The organism is Thauera aminoaromatica S2 (assembly GCF_000310185.1).
In the GTDB taxonomy this organism is placed as follows: domain Bacteria; phylum Pseudomonadota; class Gammaproteobacteria; order Burkholderiales; family Rhodocyclaceae; genus Thauera; species Thauera aminoaromatica.
The window spans coordinates 1-14459 of the sequence record NZ_AMXD01000101.1; the positions used below are offsets into that span (position 1 = coordinate 1).

At 71.7% G+C, this 14459-nt stretch carries 11 protein-coding genes, 1 tRNA gene and 1 pseudogene; 8 read left to right on the plus strand and 5 right to left on the minus strand.

Going from position 1 to position 14459, the window contains the following annotated elements; genetic code table 11:
- From C665_RS14110 to C665_RS14125, 4 genes are all read left to right on the plus strand, one after another.
- The coding region (locus C665_RS14110) for a permuted SH3 domain-containing protein (RefSeq protein ID WP_004315801.1) at positions 1-214 on the plus strand (214 nt) is incomplete at its 5' end.
- A 15-nt stretch (positions 215-229) separates the two neighbouring features.
- Positions 230-3283 (plus strand): efflux RND transporter permease subunit, encoded by a 3054-nt coding sequence (locus C665_RS14115; protein WP_004315802.1) that lies wholly within the window; start codon positions 230-232, stop codon positions 3281-3283.
- Complete coding sequence (locus C665_RS14120; protein WP_004315803.1) at positions 3280-4713, plus strand: efflux transporter outer membrane subunit; 1434 nt, start codon at positions 3280-3282, stop codon at positions 4711-4713. Before C665_RS14115 ends, C665_RS14120 begins: the two co-directional genes overlap by 4 nt.
- A gap of 201 nt (positions 4714-4914) precedes the next feature.
- Positions 4915-5697, plus strand: a complete 783-nt coding sequence (locus C665_RS14125; protein ID WP_004315804.1) for a hypothetical protein — start codon at positions 4915-4917, stop codon at positions 5695-5697.
- A gap of 336 nt (positions 5698-6033) precedes the next feature.
- Here C665_RS14125 and C665_RS14130 read toward each other — a convergent pair.
- The 5 genes from C665_RS14130 to C665_RS14150 all read right to left on the minus strand — a co-directional run bounded on the left by C665_RS14130 (position 6034) and on the right by C665_RS14150 (position 10199).
- Positions 6034-6124, minus strand: a tRNA-Ser gene (locus tag C665_RS14130).
- Positions 6125-6232: 108 nt separating this feature from the next.
- Entirely contained in the window at positions 6233-6613 is a 381-nt protein-coding gene (locus C665_RS14135; RefSeq protein WP_004315805.1) for an Hpt domain-containing protein, read from the minus strand.
- Positions 6614-6627: 14 nt separating this feature from the next.
- A complete protein-coding gene (locus tag C665_RS14140) occupies positions 6628-6996 on the minus strand; it encodes a response regulator (protein ID WP_004315806.1) in 369 nt (122 codons plus the stop codon).
- On the minus strand, positions 6993-9557 hold the full coding sequence (locus C665_RS14145) for a sensor histidine kinase (RefSeq protein WP_040829334.1): 2565 nt from the start codon (positions 9555-9557) through the stop codon (positions 6993-6995). Before C665_RS14145 ends, C665_RS14140 begins: the two co-directional genes overlap by 4 nt.
- 27 nt (positions 9558-9584) lie before the next feature.
- Positions 9585-10199, minus strand: coding sequence for a response regulator (locus C665_RS14150; RefSeq protein WP_004315810.1), 615 nt, complete (start codon positions 10197-10199; stop codon positions 9585-9587).
- A 210-nt stretch (positions 10200-10409) separates the two neighbouring features.
- On the opposite strand from C665_RS14150, the gene C665_RS14155 reads away from it, so the two are divergent.
- From C665_RS14155 to C665_RS14170, 4 genes and pseudogenes are all read left to right on the plus strand, one after another.
- Positions 10410-10796, plus strand: a complete 387-nt coding sequence (locus C665_RS14155; RefSeq protein ID WP_004315811.1) for a DUF2237 family protein — start codon at positions 10410-10412, stop codon at positions 10794-10796.
- Complete coding sequence (locus tag C665_RS14160) at positions 10796-12229, plus strand: AAA family ATPase (RefSeq protein ID WP_004315812.1); 1434 nt, start codon at positions 10796-10798, stop codon at positions 12227-12229. The genes C665_RS14155 and C665_RS14160 overlap by 1 nt, the downstream gene beginning before the upstream one ends.
- A gap of 10 nt (positions 12230-12239) precedes the next feature.
- Positions 12240-13985 carry a VWA domain-containing protein gene (locus C665_RS14165; protein WP_004315813.1) on the plus strand — a complete coding sequence of 582 codons (1746 nt, stop codon included), beginning with the start codon at positions 12240-12242 and terminating at the stop codon, positions 13983-13985.
- A 151-nt stretch (positions 13986-14136) separates the two neighbouring features.
- Positions 14137-14459, plus strand: a pseudogene (locus tag C665_RS14170) (Rossmann-like domain-containing protein); the annotation flags it as partial.

Consider the following 14459-nt stretch of genomic DNA (forward strand, 5'->3'; position numbering starts at 1 on the left):
GCTCGCCGCCGTGGCCGCCGACGCGCAGGGCCGGCCGGGCGTGTGGGTCGTCGGCGACGACGAGCGGGTCGCGCGCCGCCCGGTGCGTACCGGCGCCATCGTCGGCGCCGACATCGTCGTGGAGTCCGGGCTCGCGCCCGGCGAGCGCGTCGTCGCTGCGGGCGTCGGCGCGCTGCGCGAAGGCATGGCGGTCCGCCCGCTCGAGTCCCGCTGAGCCCCGGGTCCGCGCATGAACATCGCCGAGTACACGATCCGCAAGTCCGTCGTCGCCTGGGTGGCCACGCTGCTGGTGCTGGCGGGCGGCTGGCTGGCCTACGAGCGCCTCGGCCGCTTCGAGGATCCGGAGTTCGTCATCCGCCAGGCGGTGGTCGTCACCGCCTACCCCGGTGCCTCGCCGGCGCAGGTGGCCGAGGAGATCACCGACCGCATCGAGGGCGCGGTGCAGCAGATGCAGGAGGTGGAGGAGGTCGTCTCGGTGTCGCGCGCCGGCGAGTCGCTGGTGAAGGTGGAGGCCAGGCTCGCCTTCTCGCATACCCAGGCCGAGCTCGACCAGGTGTGGGACAAGCTGCGCGGCAAGATCGCCGAGGCCGCGCGCGCCCTGCCGCCGGGTGCGGCCGAGCCGGTGGTGAAGGGCGACTTCGGCGACGTCTTCGCGCTCTTCTACGCGGTCACCGGCGAGGGCTACAGCCCGCGCCAGCTCTATGACTACGTCGACCTGCTGCGCCGCGAGCTGGTGCTGGTGCCGGGCGTGGCGCGGGTGGCGCTGCTGGGCGAGCGCAGGGAGGCGATCTACGTCGAGGTCTCGAGCGCGCGCGCCGCGCAGCTCGGCGTGCCGCTCGAGCGCATCTACGCCTCGCTGCGCACGCAGAACCTGATCGCGCCCGCCGGTGCGGTCGATGCCGGCCCGCTGCGCCTGCAGATCCAGCCGGCGGACGGCGTGGTCTCGGTGGCGGCGCTCGGCGAGCTGGTGGTGGCGGGCGACGCCGCGAGCGGCCTGCTGCGTCTGCGCGATGTCGCCGAGATCCGCCGCGAGTACGTCGACCCGCCCGCGGTGCTGATGCGCCATGACGGCCAGGCGGCGATCGGACTGGGCATCTCCAACGTGCTCGGCGGCAACGTGGTGGAGATGGGCGACGCGGTCAAGCGCCGCCTCGCCGAGCTCGAAGGCCAGCGTCCGGTGGGCATGGAGCTGAACGTGGTCTCCTTCCAGTCCGATTCTGTGCGCGCCGCGGTGGCGGGCTTCGTGGACAACCTGGTGGCGGCAGTGGCGATCGTGGTCGTGGTGCTGCTGCTCTTCATGGGCCTGCGCAGCGGGCTGATCATCGGCGCGGTGCTGGTGCTGACTGTGGCCGGCACGCTGATCGCGATGTGGATGGACGGCATCGCCATGCAGCGCATCTCGCTCGGCGCGCTGATCATCGCGCTCGGCATGCTGGTGGACAACGCGATCGTGGTCACCGACGGCATCCTGGTGCGGATGCAGAAGGGCGAGGCGGTGGGCCCGGCTGCGGGTGCCGTGGTGCGTGGGACGGTGTGGCCGCTGCTCGGCGGCACCGTGGTCGGCATCCTCGCCTTCAGCGCGATCGGCCTGTCGCCCACCGACATGGGGGAGTACGCCGGCTCGCTGTTCTGGGTGATCCTGTACTCGATGCTGCTGTCGTGGCTGTTCGCGATCACGCTGACGCCGCTGCTGTGCGCCGCCTTCCTGAAGGTGAAGGTGGAGGCGGGTGCGCGGGAGGGTGGCCTGCTGCGCGCCTATCGCCGCCTGCTGCAGGGCGTGCTGGCCCGGCGCGTGGCGAGCGGCGTGGTGCTGCTGGGGTTGCTCGCCGCCGGCGTGCTCGCCTTCGGTCACGTGCCACCGGGATTCATGCCCGATTCGGCGCGGCCGCAGTTCGTCGTCGACCTGGCGCTGCCGCAGGGTACCGACATCCGAACCACTGCCGCCGTGGTCGCCGAGGCCGAGGCGAAGGTGAGCGCGGCGCCGGGCGTGAGCCATGTGACGAGCTTCATCGGCCAGGGCGGGCTGCGCTTCATGCTCACCTACAGCCCGGAAGATCCCAACCCGGCCTACGGCCAGCTATTGGTCGATGTGGCGCGCTTCGAGGACATCGCCGGGCTCATCGAGCGCCTGCAGCCCGAGCTCGAGGCCGCCTTCCCGCAGGCCAGCGTCAAGGTGTGGAAGTTCATGCTCGGCCGCGGCGGCGGCAAGAAGATCGAGGCCGCCTTCCGCGGCCCCGACCCGGCGATGCTGCGCCGGCTGGCGGAAGAGGCCAAGGCGATCATGGCCGCCGACCCCGGGGCGGTGGCGATCCAGGACGACTGGCGCCAGGCGGTGCCAGTGGTGCGCCCGCACTTCTCGGTCGAGGCCGCGCAGCGCGCCGGCGTCCTGCCCTCGGACATCGCCGCCGCGCTCGAGCGCAACTACGTCGGCCAGCAGATCGGCGTGTATCGCGACAAGGAGCGTCTGATCCCCATCCTGGCGCGCGCGCCGGCGGACGAGCGCGGCGGCGTCGAGGGTCTCGGCAACGCCCAGGTCTTCAGTGCGACCGCCGGCAAGTACGTGCCGGTGAGCCAGTTCGTCGAGCGCGTCGACACGGTGTGGGAGGACGCGCTGATCCGGCGCGAGAACCGCTTCCCGACCATCAAGGCGCAGTGCGACCCGCCCGCCGGGCAGCTGTCCGCGCCGCTGTTCGAGCGCCTGCGCCCGCAGATCGAGGCCATCACGCTGCCGCCAGGCTATGTCCTGGAGTGGCACGGCGAGCACAAGGCCTCGGTCGAGGCCAACGCCGGCCTGGCCGCGGCGGCGCCCTTCGGCTTCGCGGCGATGGTGGTGGCGGTGATCGTGATGTTCAATGGCCTGCGCCAGACCGCGGTGATCTGGCTCACCGTGCCGCTGGCGGTGGTGGGGGTGGCGATCGGGCTGCTGCTGTTCCAGGCGCCCTTCGAGTTCATGGCCATCCTCGGCTTCCTGAGCCTCACCGGCATGCTGATCAAGAACGCGATCGTGCTGGTGGACCAGATCGACGTCGAGATCCGGGAGGGCAAGCCGCGCCTGCTCGCGCTGCTCGACGCGTCGGCCAGCCGGGCACGCCCGGTCTTCCTCGGCGCGGTCACGACGGTGCTGGGGGTGGCGCCGCTGCTGGTCGATCCCTTCTTCCGCAGCATGGCGGTGACCATCATGTTCGGCCTCATCTTTGCCACCGGACTCACCCTGGTGGTGGTGCCGCTGCTGTACGCAAGCTTCTTCCGCATCCGCGGCGACGAGGCGGAGGCGGGGCGATGAGACGCGCGTCGCTGCCCGGGTGCCCGCGGTCCGCCCTGCTGCCCGCGCTCGCACTGCTGCTGGCGGCATGCCAGCCAGCCGCCTTCGTGCGGCCGGACGTGCCTGTGCCCGCAAGCTGGCCGCGGCAGGCCGAGGTGGCGCAGGCGGAGGCCGCCGCGAGCCTGGGCGTGCTGCCGTGGCGGGAGATCCTGCCCGCGCCCGAACTGCACGCGCTGATCGAGGAGGCGCTCGCCGCCAACGCGGACCTGCGCATCGCGATCGAGCGCATCGAGCTCGCCCGCGCCCAGTACGGCGTCGAGCGTGCGGCGCTGTTTCCGGGCGTCGATGCCGCCGCATCCGTGGCACGCGAGCGCATGCCCGGCTTCGATCCACGCGCGAACCGCATCGGGGAGAACGCCGTGGTCGGGCTGTCGATGCCGGCCTGGGAGATCGACCTGTGGGGCCGCCTCGCCGCCCGCAGCGAGGCCGCGCGTCGGGAGGTGCTCGCCAGCGCCGCGCTCGCCGACGGTGTGCGCACCAGCCTGGTCGCGCAGGTCTCCTCGCTCTACCTGGACCTGCTCGATCTCGACGCCCAGGACGAGATCACCCGCCGCACGCTCGACGGTCGGCGCAAGGCGCTGCGGCTGACGCGCGCGCGCTTCGACGAGGGGGTGTCGTCCATCCTCGACGTGCGCCAGGCCGAATCCCTGCTCGCCGGCTCCGAGCAGGCGCTCGCCGACCAGGCGCGCCGCATCGCGCAGACGGAGAACGCACTCGCCATCCTGCTCGGCCGCAACCCGGGCCCGATCGCGCGCAGCGCCCGGCTCGACGAGCTGCGTACGCCCGCCCGGCTCGAAGCCGGCCTGCCTGCGGAGCTGCTGCAGCGCCGCCCGGACATTCGCGCCGCCGAGCAGAACCTGCGCGCCGCCGGCGCCAGCGTGGAGGCGGCCCGCAAGGCCTTCCTGCCGCGCATCACCCTCACCACCCTGCTCGGCTTCGCCAGCACCGACCTGGGCCAGCTCTTCGACAGCGACCGCTACGCCTGGTCGCTGCAGCCGGCGCTCGGCCTGCCGCTCTTCGACGGCGGCCGCCTGCAGGCCGGCGTGGAGGTGGCCGAGGCGCAGCAGCGCATCCTGGTCGAGCAGTACAAGGCGACGATCCGCCAGGCCTTCCGCGAGGTCGCCGACGCGCTCGTCGCCTTCGAGCACCTCACCGAGCAGCGCGCGGCCACGCGCCGCCTCGTGCACGCCAACCGCGAGCGCCTGCGCGTGAGCAAGGCGCGCTACCTCGCCGGCATCTCCAGCTACTTCGAGGTCATCGACGCCGAGCGCCAGCTCTTCGACAGCGAGCTCGGCCTCGCGCAGGCCACGCGTGGTGCGCAGCAGGCGGTGGTGCAGCTCTATCGGGCGCTGGGGGGTGGGGCGGCGGAGTCGAGTGCGTCGAACTCCTAGCTGGCGCCGGTCGAACGCTGCGCCCTCGACGATCCAGCGGAGCTTCGAAGGCTGCGGTGTTCCCTCGGACGCGTCCGTCCGCGTGTCTTGACATCTGCCCACCTGTCACCTTGATTGAAAGCGGATGGCGTCGATGGTGGTCGGGATATGCGAAGCTGCTTCCCGGCGAGGACGGATGGATCTTCTCGAGAGGAGCGCGACATGGCCGCATACTGGGATGAAGCCGCGATGCAGCGGGCGCTGGTGATGCCGAGCATTCTGGCGATTGGAGATTCCTGGTTCTGGTATCCCTTTCCCGGAGGCAGCCTGATCAGCTACCTCGGACCGATCGTCGAGAAGAAGGAGCACACCATCCTCGCGCAGGGAATGAACGGGGCGGAGGCCTTCGACTACGTCGATGGCAAGTACAAGGACCGGATCACCGGTGCGCTGCGTCGATATGGCAGCAGCCTGTCGGCGGTGTTCATCAGCGGTGGCGGCAACGACTTCGCGGGGTTCAACGACATGCGGCCCCTGCTCGCCTTGGACTGCAGCGGCGCGCAGTCGGCTGCCGACTGCTTCCGCAGCGGGGACGGCGGGCTCGGTCAGTTCCTGGAGCGCATGGACGATCATTACCGGCGCCTGATCGGCCTGATCTACACCCATACCTCGCTCGACTGCCTGATCCTGATGCACTCGTATGACTATGCGATTCCCGATGGTCGCGGCGTCGCGGGCAAGGCCGGCTGGCTCAAGCCGGCGCTGGTCGACGCGGGCGTGCCGGAAGCGCTCCAGCGTGACTGCGTGCGCTATCTCATCGATGCGTTCCACGCCATGCTCGGGCGCATCGCGATGGGCGACCCGGCGCATCTGCGGATCGTCGACAGCCGGGGTACGCTCGCGGAAGAGGATTGGGCGAACGAGTTGCACCCGAAGGGCAAGGGCTTCAGGAAGATCGCCAAGGAACGCTGGAAGCCGGTCCTCCAGGGGGCAGGGCTCGCCTGAGCGGTTCATGGATGGCGGAACTTGCGATCGGGGGCCGATCACATGGGGCGTCAGCTCGCGCCGGAGTTTCGCCGGGACCGTCCCTCGTCCATCCGGTCTTCGCCCTTGCGATGACGTCGATCGACGGGTTCATCGCCGCCTCGCTCAGCAGCCCGGCGCGCTGAGCGGGAGGGGGGAAAGTTCGGCAACCCGGTGCGCGCAAGGCGACGGTGCCGTATGCGGGCGAACCTGCACCGCCGCGAACAGGCGATGCCCGCTCGAGGGTCTTCGGGACGACGGTTGAATCGTGTAGCGCAACAAAAAAGCGCCCCGAAAGGCGCTTGATTGCAGGTGTTCTGGCGGACAGGGCGGGATTCGAACCCGCGTTGGGATATTATCCCAAACACGCTTTCCAGGCGTGCGACTTAAACCACTCATCCACCTGTCCGGTGAAGCGCGGCATTATAGCCGCAGGGGCGCGGATTAGAAAGCGCTTTTTGTGCGCGGGGCGCCGGGTGCTGCCCGTCCGGAATCGGTACTCCTCACAGGCTACTCCTCACTGCCGCAGCGCTTCGAGCTGTGCTGCGACTTCCGCGGCGAGGGCGTCGAGTTCGGCGTCGAGTTCGGCGAGCACGGCATGGTCCCGTGAGAGGCAGGCTTCGGGATTTGCCTTGCAGTGCGCCTCGAGCTTCTTCACCAGGGCCACCGCCGGCGCGGCGCGCAGCTGCGCGAGGGCGCCGCGCAGGCGGTGGGCCACGCGACCCAATGGCTCGGCTTCAGCGCTCTCGATGGCCGCGCGCAGCTGCTGGCGGGTGTCGGTCAGCCAGGGGGCGAAGGTCTCCAGCACGACGCGCACGGCGGCGCGGCTCTCGGACATGTCGCTGCGCAGGGCGGCGAGGTCGAAGTGGGAGGTGGATTCGGGTGTGTGGGGGGGCATGTCGGTCTCGCAGCTCAGTCGTTCGGTGCGTGGCCCACCGCGGCGTGCAGCCCGCCGATCGTGATCGGCTTGGTGATGACGGCGTCGAAGCCGCCCGCGAGGTAGCGCTGGCGCTCGGTCTCCATCGCGTGGGCGGTGTAGGCGATGACGCGGACGCCGTTCCAGGCGGCATTGGCGCGGATCCTCCTGCAGGCTTCCTCGCCGCCGAGGTCGGGCATGGAGATGTCGAGCAGCATGAAGGCGGGCTGCACCTCGGCGAGGCGCGCGAGCATCGGGATGGCGCTGTCGAAATCCTCCACGACCCAACCCAGCCGGCGCAGCAGCAGGCGGGCGACCGCGACGTTGACCGCGCTGTCGTCGATGATGAAGGCGAGCTTGTTCATGATGGAGGACCGCCCGCGGGGGCGGTGAAGTGGCGCGGGAGGCGCAGGGTGAAGGTGGATCCCTTGCCGGGGACGGAGTCGAGATCGATCGTGCCGCCCATCCGGTGGGCGAGCCGACGCGACAGGGTGAGTCCGAGGCCGGTGCCGCCGTGCCCGCGGTTGAGGAAGGATGCGGCCTGGTAGAAGGGTGCGAAGACGCGCTCCCGCTCGTCGCAAGCGATGCCGCAGCCGGTGTCGGCGATGCGGATCGAGATCTCGTCCGCGGCGGCGAGGCCGACGAGGATATGGCCTTCGCGGGTGAACTTCACCGCGTTCGACAGCAGGTTCTCGATGATCTGGCGCAGGCGCACCGGGTCCGCGTCCACGATGCACGGATGGGCGGGCAGATCCAGCCGCAGCTCCACACCCTTGGCTTCGGCGTTCACCTTGTGCAGCGCGGCCACCGAGGCGACCAGGGGGACGAGGTCGATCGTCTGCGCGACGAGGGTGAGCCGGTTGGCCTCGACCTTGGCGAGGTCGAGCACGTCGTTGACCACCGCGAGCAGGTGGCGGGCGCTGTCGTGGATGGTGGTCGCGCACTCGCGCTGCTCGGGGTCCTCGAGCTCCATGCTGAGCAGCTCGGCGAAGCCGATCACGCCGTTGAGCGGGGTGCGCAGCTCGTGCGACATGTTGGCGAGGAACTCGCTCTTCATGCGGTTGGCCTGCTCGGCGGTGTGGCGGGCATCCTCCAGGCTGCGGATCGAGCGTTGCACGGTGTCGGCCATGCGGTTGAAGGCGCGGGCCAGTTCGGCGAGCTCGTCGCCGCCCGCGGCGGCCAGGCGCTGGTCGAGGTCGCCCTGCTCGAAGCGGTGGATGCCATCGACCACGTGGGTGATCCGGCGCGAGAGCAGCCCGGCCATCCAGATCGCGATCAGGATCACCGCGAGCACCATCGCGAGCGTGGAGGCGGCCAGGCGGGTGGTGGTCCCGCGCAGCTGGTCTGCGATGTCGCCGACCAGGGTGTCGCGCTCGTGCTGGGTGAGCGCGTCGGCCTCGCCGATCATCTTGCCGATGCGCTGGCCCGATTCGGTGGCCGCGCGGTGGAAGTCGTCGACATTGGCGCCGATGGTGACGTAGCCGAAGCCGCGCGGCGTCCTGCCGTACTGGCCGGTGTAGTAGGGGATGGTGGCAACCGTGGTGAGCTTGCGCAGCCCCGAGAACAGGATGGTGAAGGAGCCCGAGCCGCCGTGCTCGGTCATGTCGTGCCAGCCCTGGCATTGCGGCGAGAAGTCGAGGTAGCGGCAGTCGAGCGCGACCAGGCCCGAGGCGGTGGATTCGGGGTGGGGCTCCCGGGTGAGGCGCTGGTCCTGATAAGGCGTCAGGGCGGCGGAGAAGGTCGGCCAGGACCGTCCGCTGCTGCGCCAGGCTTCGTAGAGCTCGCGGTCGAGCCAGGGCACGCTGCGCTCGCCGGTGGCAGGGTCGTAGCCGTGGATGAAGTAGTCGCGCGCGTGCGAGATGTTGTGGCCTTCGTCGTCCCAGATGAAGGCGTAGTTGCCCGAGGCGGGGTCGGCGATCGGGGCGAAGCGTTCGGGCGTGGGCCGCAGGGTGTCGGTGAAGGCCATCAGGTGGGCGTGGTCGAGCGCCAGCGTGACGTAGCCGATGATCCTGTCCTGGCGCAGCACCGGGGCCGCCCACCGGATCAATCCCCGGAAGCGCTTGCCGACCGGGTTCTCCAGTCCGGCGTAGCCGGAGTCCTCGGGGGCGAAGGGTTTGCCGAGGGCTTGCGCGCGAGTGGGGGTGTAGTCGCCGATCCAGTGCGTGCGCACCTGGGCGCCGATCACGCGCGAGACGTGGATCTCGCCGGGGCGCAGGGCCTTCAGTGCCGGCCAGTAGGTCTCGGCGCGCACGAAGGTGTTTTCGCGCCGGGTGATGTCGCGCAGGCCGGGGTCGAGGACCTGGCGGCCGGTCTCGCTCAGCGCCTTGATGCGCTCGTGGCCGTCGCGGTCGATGAAGGTGATCTCGAGGAAGAGCGGGCGTGGGGTGCCGCGCATGTGGGTGTCGGGTGCGCGGTAATGGAAGCTGTTGGAGTTGTCGGGCAGCGGCGCGCGCACCAACGCGAGCTCGCGCGGCTGCGGGTCGCGCTCGACCCAGCGCTCGCCCTCGGCGTCGAGCGCGTAGGGCCCGTGCTCCTCGATGTTGCGCACACGGGTGTCGACGAAGCTGCGGTAGGCAGCCGCGTCCGCGGGCAGGCTGGCGGCCGCGCGGATGTCGCCGTCGCGCTCGTGGAGGAACTGCGCGATGCTGCGCGCGGTGGCGGTGGTGAGCGTTTCGATGGCCTCGCGCGAGCGGTCGTCGAGTGCGTCGATGGCGTCGTCGATCGCGGTCTGGCCGGTGCGCATCTGGGTGTCGCGCATCACGTCGGACATGGTGATCGCGCGCTCGGTGACGAGCCGGCCCAGATCGTGCGCCGCCTTCCAGGCGAACACCGCGAGCAGCACCAGCGGCACCACCTTGATCGCGATGAAGATCGCGATCAGCTTGGCGCGCAGGCTCATCCCGCGGATCGCGCGAGGGGTCTCCATCGAGCAGGCTCGCGGGGCAGGCGGCGCTCAGCCCGGGTGGCGAGCGCGGCGGCGCATCGAGATCATCGCCTGGACGTAGCCGTGCAGCTCGTGGAAGGGAATGGGCTTGCGATAGACGGTGATGTCCTCCGGCAGTCCACCCGCCGCGGCGATCTCCTTGGGACCGAGCGCGGACACCACGACGATGGCGATGTCGCTCGACAGGGGGTTGTCGCGCAGGCGGCGGATCATCTCGAAGCCGTCGATGCCCGGGATGCGCAGGTCGGCGATGAGCAGGTCGGGCGGCTCGCGGCCGACCTCGACGAGCGCATCGAGGCCGTGCTCCATCAGGTGCACGTCGAGCGGCAGGCTCCAGGTAAGGAAGGTCTCGCGGTAGATGTTCTGCAGCAGTCGGTCGTCCTCGACCACCATCACGCGCAGGCGCTCACGGTTGCTGCGCATCGGTGCCGAGGGCGAGCGCGCATGCGCGAGCAGGGCGTCGACAGAGTCCTGGCGGATGCGGCGGTGGCCGCCGGCGGTCTTCCAGCCTGCCAGCGTTCCGCTTTCGACCATTTGCTGCACCGCACCGAGCGACAGGCCGAGCTGGCGTGCTGCCTGGGCTGTGCTGATGAACTCGGAATTGGAGTCGGACTTTCCAGCCATGGGCGTCTGCGATTCGAGGGAAAAGTTAAAAGTACCAGAATTATGGCAGTCTGACGTGGCGATGCGAAAGGAATTTCAAGGGTGCGGGCCTCGACCCGGCGGGGGTGTTCCGCGCACGGGACGGGCCGCTACAATGATCCGGACGCGGTGGGCCGCGGGCGCCGCGGGCGTTCGCCGATGCCGCTACGAAAGACTTCCGGATCGCCGACCATGAACACCTCGAAGAACGTGCTGGGCGGAGCCTTGCTCGCCTGCAGCTACTCCCCCCTGACCGGTTTCTACCGCACCGGATGCTGCGAGACCGGGCAGGACGACCTCGGGCGCCACGTCGTCTGCGTGAAGGTCGATGCGGCCTTCCTCGAGTTCTCGCGACGGGCGGGCAACGACCTGTCGACGCCGCGACCGGAGTACCGCTTCGCCGGGTTGAAGCCGGGCGACCGCTGGTGCCTGTGCGCGCTGCGCTGGAAGGAGGCGCTCGAGGCGGGCGTGGCGCCGCCGGTGATCCTCGAGGCCACCCACGAGGCGGCGCTGCGCGTGATCGACCTCGAGACCCTCAAGGCCCACGCCTACGGCGCGGCGCACGGCCCCAGCGCCTGATGGCGAGTGCGCGCGCGCCGCTGCGCGAGCGGCTCGCCGGCTTGCTCGCCGTACTCGAGGCGGGCCTGGTCGAACGCCGGCAGGTGCTGCGCGCGAGCCTGCTCGCCGCGCTCGCGGGCGAACACTCGCTGCTGATCGGGCCGCCCGGCACGGCCAAGAGCGCGCTCGCGCGCCGCATCCACCTGGCCTTTCGCGATGCGCGCTATTTCGAGCGCCTGCTCACCCGCTTCACCGTGCCGGAGGAGCTCTTCGGCCCGCTGTCGATCCGCGCGCTCGAGGAAGACCGCTACGAGCGCCACGTGGCGGGCTTCCTGCCCGATGCGGCGGTGGCCTTCATCGACGAGGTCTTCAAGGCCAACAGCGCGATCCTCAACGCGCTGCTGACACTCCTCAACGAGCGCGAGTTCGACAACGGCGCGGGCCGCCTGCGCTGTCCGCTGATCAGCGTGGTGGGGGCGACCAACCAGGTCCCCGAGGACGAGGTGGCGGAGGCCTTCTTCGACCGCTTCCTGCTGCGCCTGACCGTGGCACCGGTGAGCGCGGAGGGGTTTCGGTGGCTGCTCGGCGAGGATCGCCCGGGGTCGCCCGAGGTACTCGCGCCGCCTTCCGGACTGCAGCTCGACGAGGCCGACCGCGCGGCGCTGGCGCAGGCTGCCGCCGCTTGCGCACTGCCTGCGGCGGTGCTCGACCGCCTCGGCGAGCTGCGGGCCTGGCTGGCGGGGCGTGGGGTGTATGTATCCGACCGGCGCTGGGTCAAGCTCGCCCACCTGCTGCGCGTGGCCGCGGCGAGCGAGGGCAGGGCGGCGGCGAGCGAGTGGGATCTGGGCCTGGCGCCGTGTTGCGTCGCTGCCGACGAGCCCACGCGGCTGGCGGTGGCGGACTGGCTGGCGGCGCGTCTGGGGATCCGCGAGGTCTGGTCGCCGCCGCGCATCACGCGGGTGGTGGAGGCCTTCGAGGCTCAGCTCGCCACCGAGCGCGAGGCTCGGGATCTCGACTACGACGAGCGTGGGCGCTTGCGCTTCTCGGCGATCGACCCGGTGGCGACGCAGGCCGGCGAGCTCGCCGGCTCGATCGGCGACGCCAAGGGCGGGGCGGCGGCGCTGCGCATGAGCGCCGCGCGCATGCGGCGCTATGGCAGCCTGCACATCGGTGCGCGCACGGCCCAGCTCGACGGCGTGCTCGCGCGCCTGGCGGCGTATCGCGGCGAACTCGGCGCGCAGCGTGCGACGCTCGAGGCATGGGCGGACCAGGCGCTGTGGGCGGACCCTGCCTTCGTCGCCTGCGCGCGTTCCGGGCTGGACGCGGTGGATGCGGTACTGGCCGGGCTCGAGGCCCGCGCCCGCAGCGCGCGTGCCGGCTTCGAGGCGTTGCCGCGGCTGGAGCAGGCAGGCGCGGCGCCCGCGCCGGTCGAGCACGACCCGCTGCCGGAGTGAGGAGGGGGTGATGGCGACCGGCGATGCAGGTTCCGGCGTGGCGCCCGCCGTCGCGCAGCAATCGGCCTCCGCGGCGGCCGACAGCACGCCCGCGCCGCTGCCGCCGGACCGCGCCCGGGCCGCCGAGGCTCCACCCGTCCCCCGGCTCTTCGAGGCGCTCGAAGCCGTGCTCGCGCCGCTCGATCGCCTGCCGCGTCCGCTCTGGCTCGGTGGCATGACCCACTCCGGCGGCGAACTCGCGGGCCGTCTCGCCGCGCTCGAAGCCTGGCGGGCTGCGCTGCTCGCCGGCGGCCTGCCCGGGTCTTGCGCGGCCTGGCCCGAGGCGGAGGTGCAGGAGGCCGTGCGCGAGGTCTTCCGGGGCCTGGGCTTGCCCGCCTACTGTGCAGACCAGCCCGCGCTGGTCGATACCGTGCTGCAAGGCCTGCTCTTCCACCTCGACCTGATCGTCGACTACCGCGACCGCGGCGATACCGAGGCCGCGGCGCAGGCGAGGGCGCTCGATTCCTTCGCTGCCGACTGGGCCGAGCGCTGCGGCGAGATCGACGAGCTGGTCGGCGCCTTCGGGGATCTCGGCGATCTGCTCGACAACGCCCGCTGGGATGCGCTGCGCGGCCTGCTGCGCAGCACGGACTGGCGCGAGGTGCTGCGCATCCGCGCGCTGATCGAGGGCCTGCCCGAGCTCGCCCGCATCCTGCGCGCACTCGGCCGCGCCTGCCCCACCGACGAGGACGCCGAATCCAGCCGGGCATTGCACGCCGTGGTCGAGCACACCGAGATACAGCGCAGCGTCTCGCACCGGGTGCGGGTGCCCGACCTGCCCGGCGAAACGCGCGGCGTGCAGCGCTCGGGCCGGATCGCGCGCATGCTGCCGGCCGAGGCGACGCTGCTCGGCCATCCGCGCCTGCGCTTGGTCTGGCATGCGCGCCGCGCCGAGCGCACGCTGCTCGCCTACGAGGACGACGACCACCTGCAGGAGGACTGCCTGCGCCCGGCGCCGGTGCTGCGCCCCAGTCAGCGCCCTGCGCCGGCACGGCGCCTGGAGCAGGGGCCGATGCTGGTGTGCGTGGATACCTCGGGCTCGATGCAGGGGGGCGCCGAGGCGGTGGCCAAGGCGGTCGTGCTGGAGGCGGTGCGCTGCGCTCACGCCCGGCGCCGCGCCTGCCGGGTGTATGCCTTCGGCGGGCCCGACGAGGTGGTCGAGATGGAGCTCGGCGTCGATGTCGATGGCGTCGGCCGGCTCGCCCGCTTCCTCGGCCAGGGCTTCGGCGGCGGCACCGACATCTGCGCCCCGCTCGAGCGTGCGCTCGCCCGCCTCGACGAAGCCGGCTGGCAGCTCGCGGACCTGCTGATCGCGTCCGATGGCGAATTCGGCGCCACCCCGGCGCTCGCCGCCCGCGTCGAGGCCGCCCGCCGCGAGCGCGGCCTGCGCGTGCAGGGCATCCTGATCGGCGACCGCGAGACCATCGGCCTGCTCGAACTCGCCGACGACATCCACTGGGTGCGCGACTGGCGGCGCTATGGAGGCGGTACGGACAAGCCGGGTGGGGCCGACGCGGACAAGCGGCGTGGCGATGGCGCCGGCGCGAACGCCCCGACCCTTGCTGCCGGCGGTGGCTCGCCGGTGCATTCCAGCCACCTCACCGCGGACTATTTCCCCGGTGCCCTGCGCACCCCCGAGAACCGTGCCGCCACCGTCACACCCGAGGCGGCTGCCGCTGCCATCCGTGCCGGCCGCCACCGCGGCGACCGGTTGTAGGAGCGGCGCACGCCGCGAACGTCGGCCTTCGGGCAATCCCCGCGCGTCTCGTTCCCGCGGCCGGATTCGCGCCTTGCGGCGCTCCTGCAGGGGCGTGCCGTCGTGGTAGGCTCGCCCGACCCCACCGCCCGGCCTTGCGCCGCTGTCCATCATGAGCTTCGCCACCGACCTGATCGCCGAACTCGAACGCGCCACCGCCGGCTGCCCGATCCCGCGCGTGCGCGCCCTGCACCTGCCGCCGCCGGAGGCGGCCGCATCGAAGAACGGCGAGTTCTGCGCGCTCGAGCTCGACGACGGCGCGCTCGGCCTCTCCTATGTGCTGCTCGGCGGCATCCTCCCGCGGCTCGCCGCCTCCGACGACCCGCACACCATCGTCGGCATGGACGCGCTGCAGCTCGCGCGCGAGTTCGCCGCGCCCGCCGCCGGCGCGGGGGGCGACGCGGAGATCCGCCGCACGCTCGGCTTCGCCGCGGC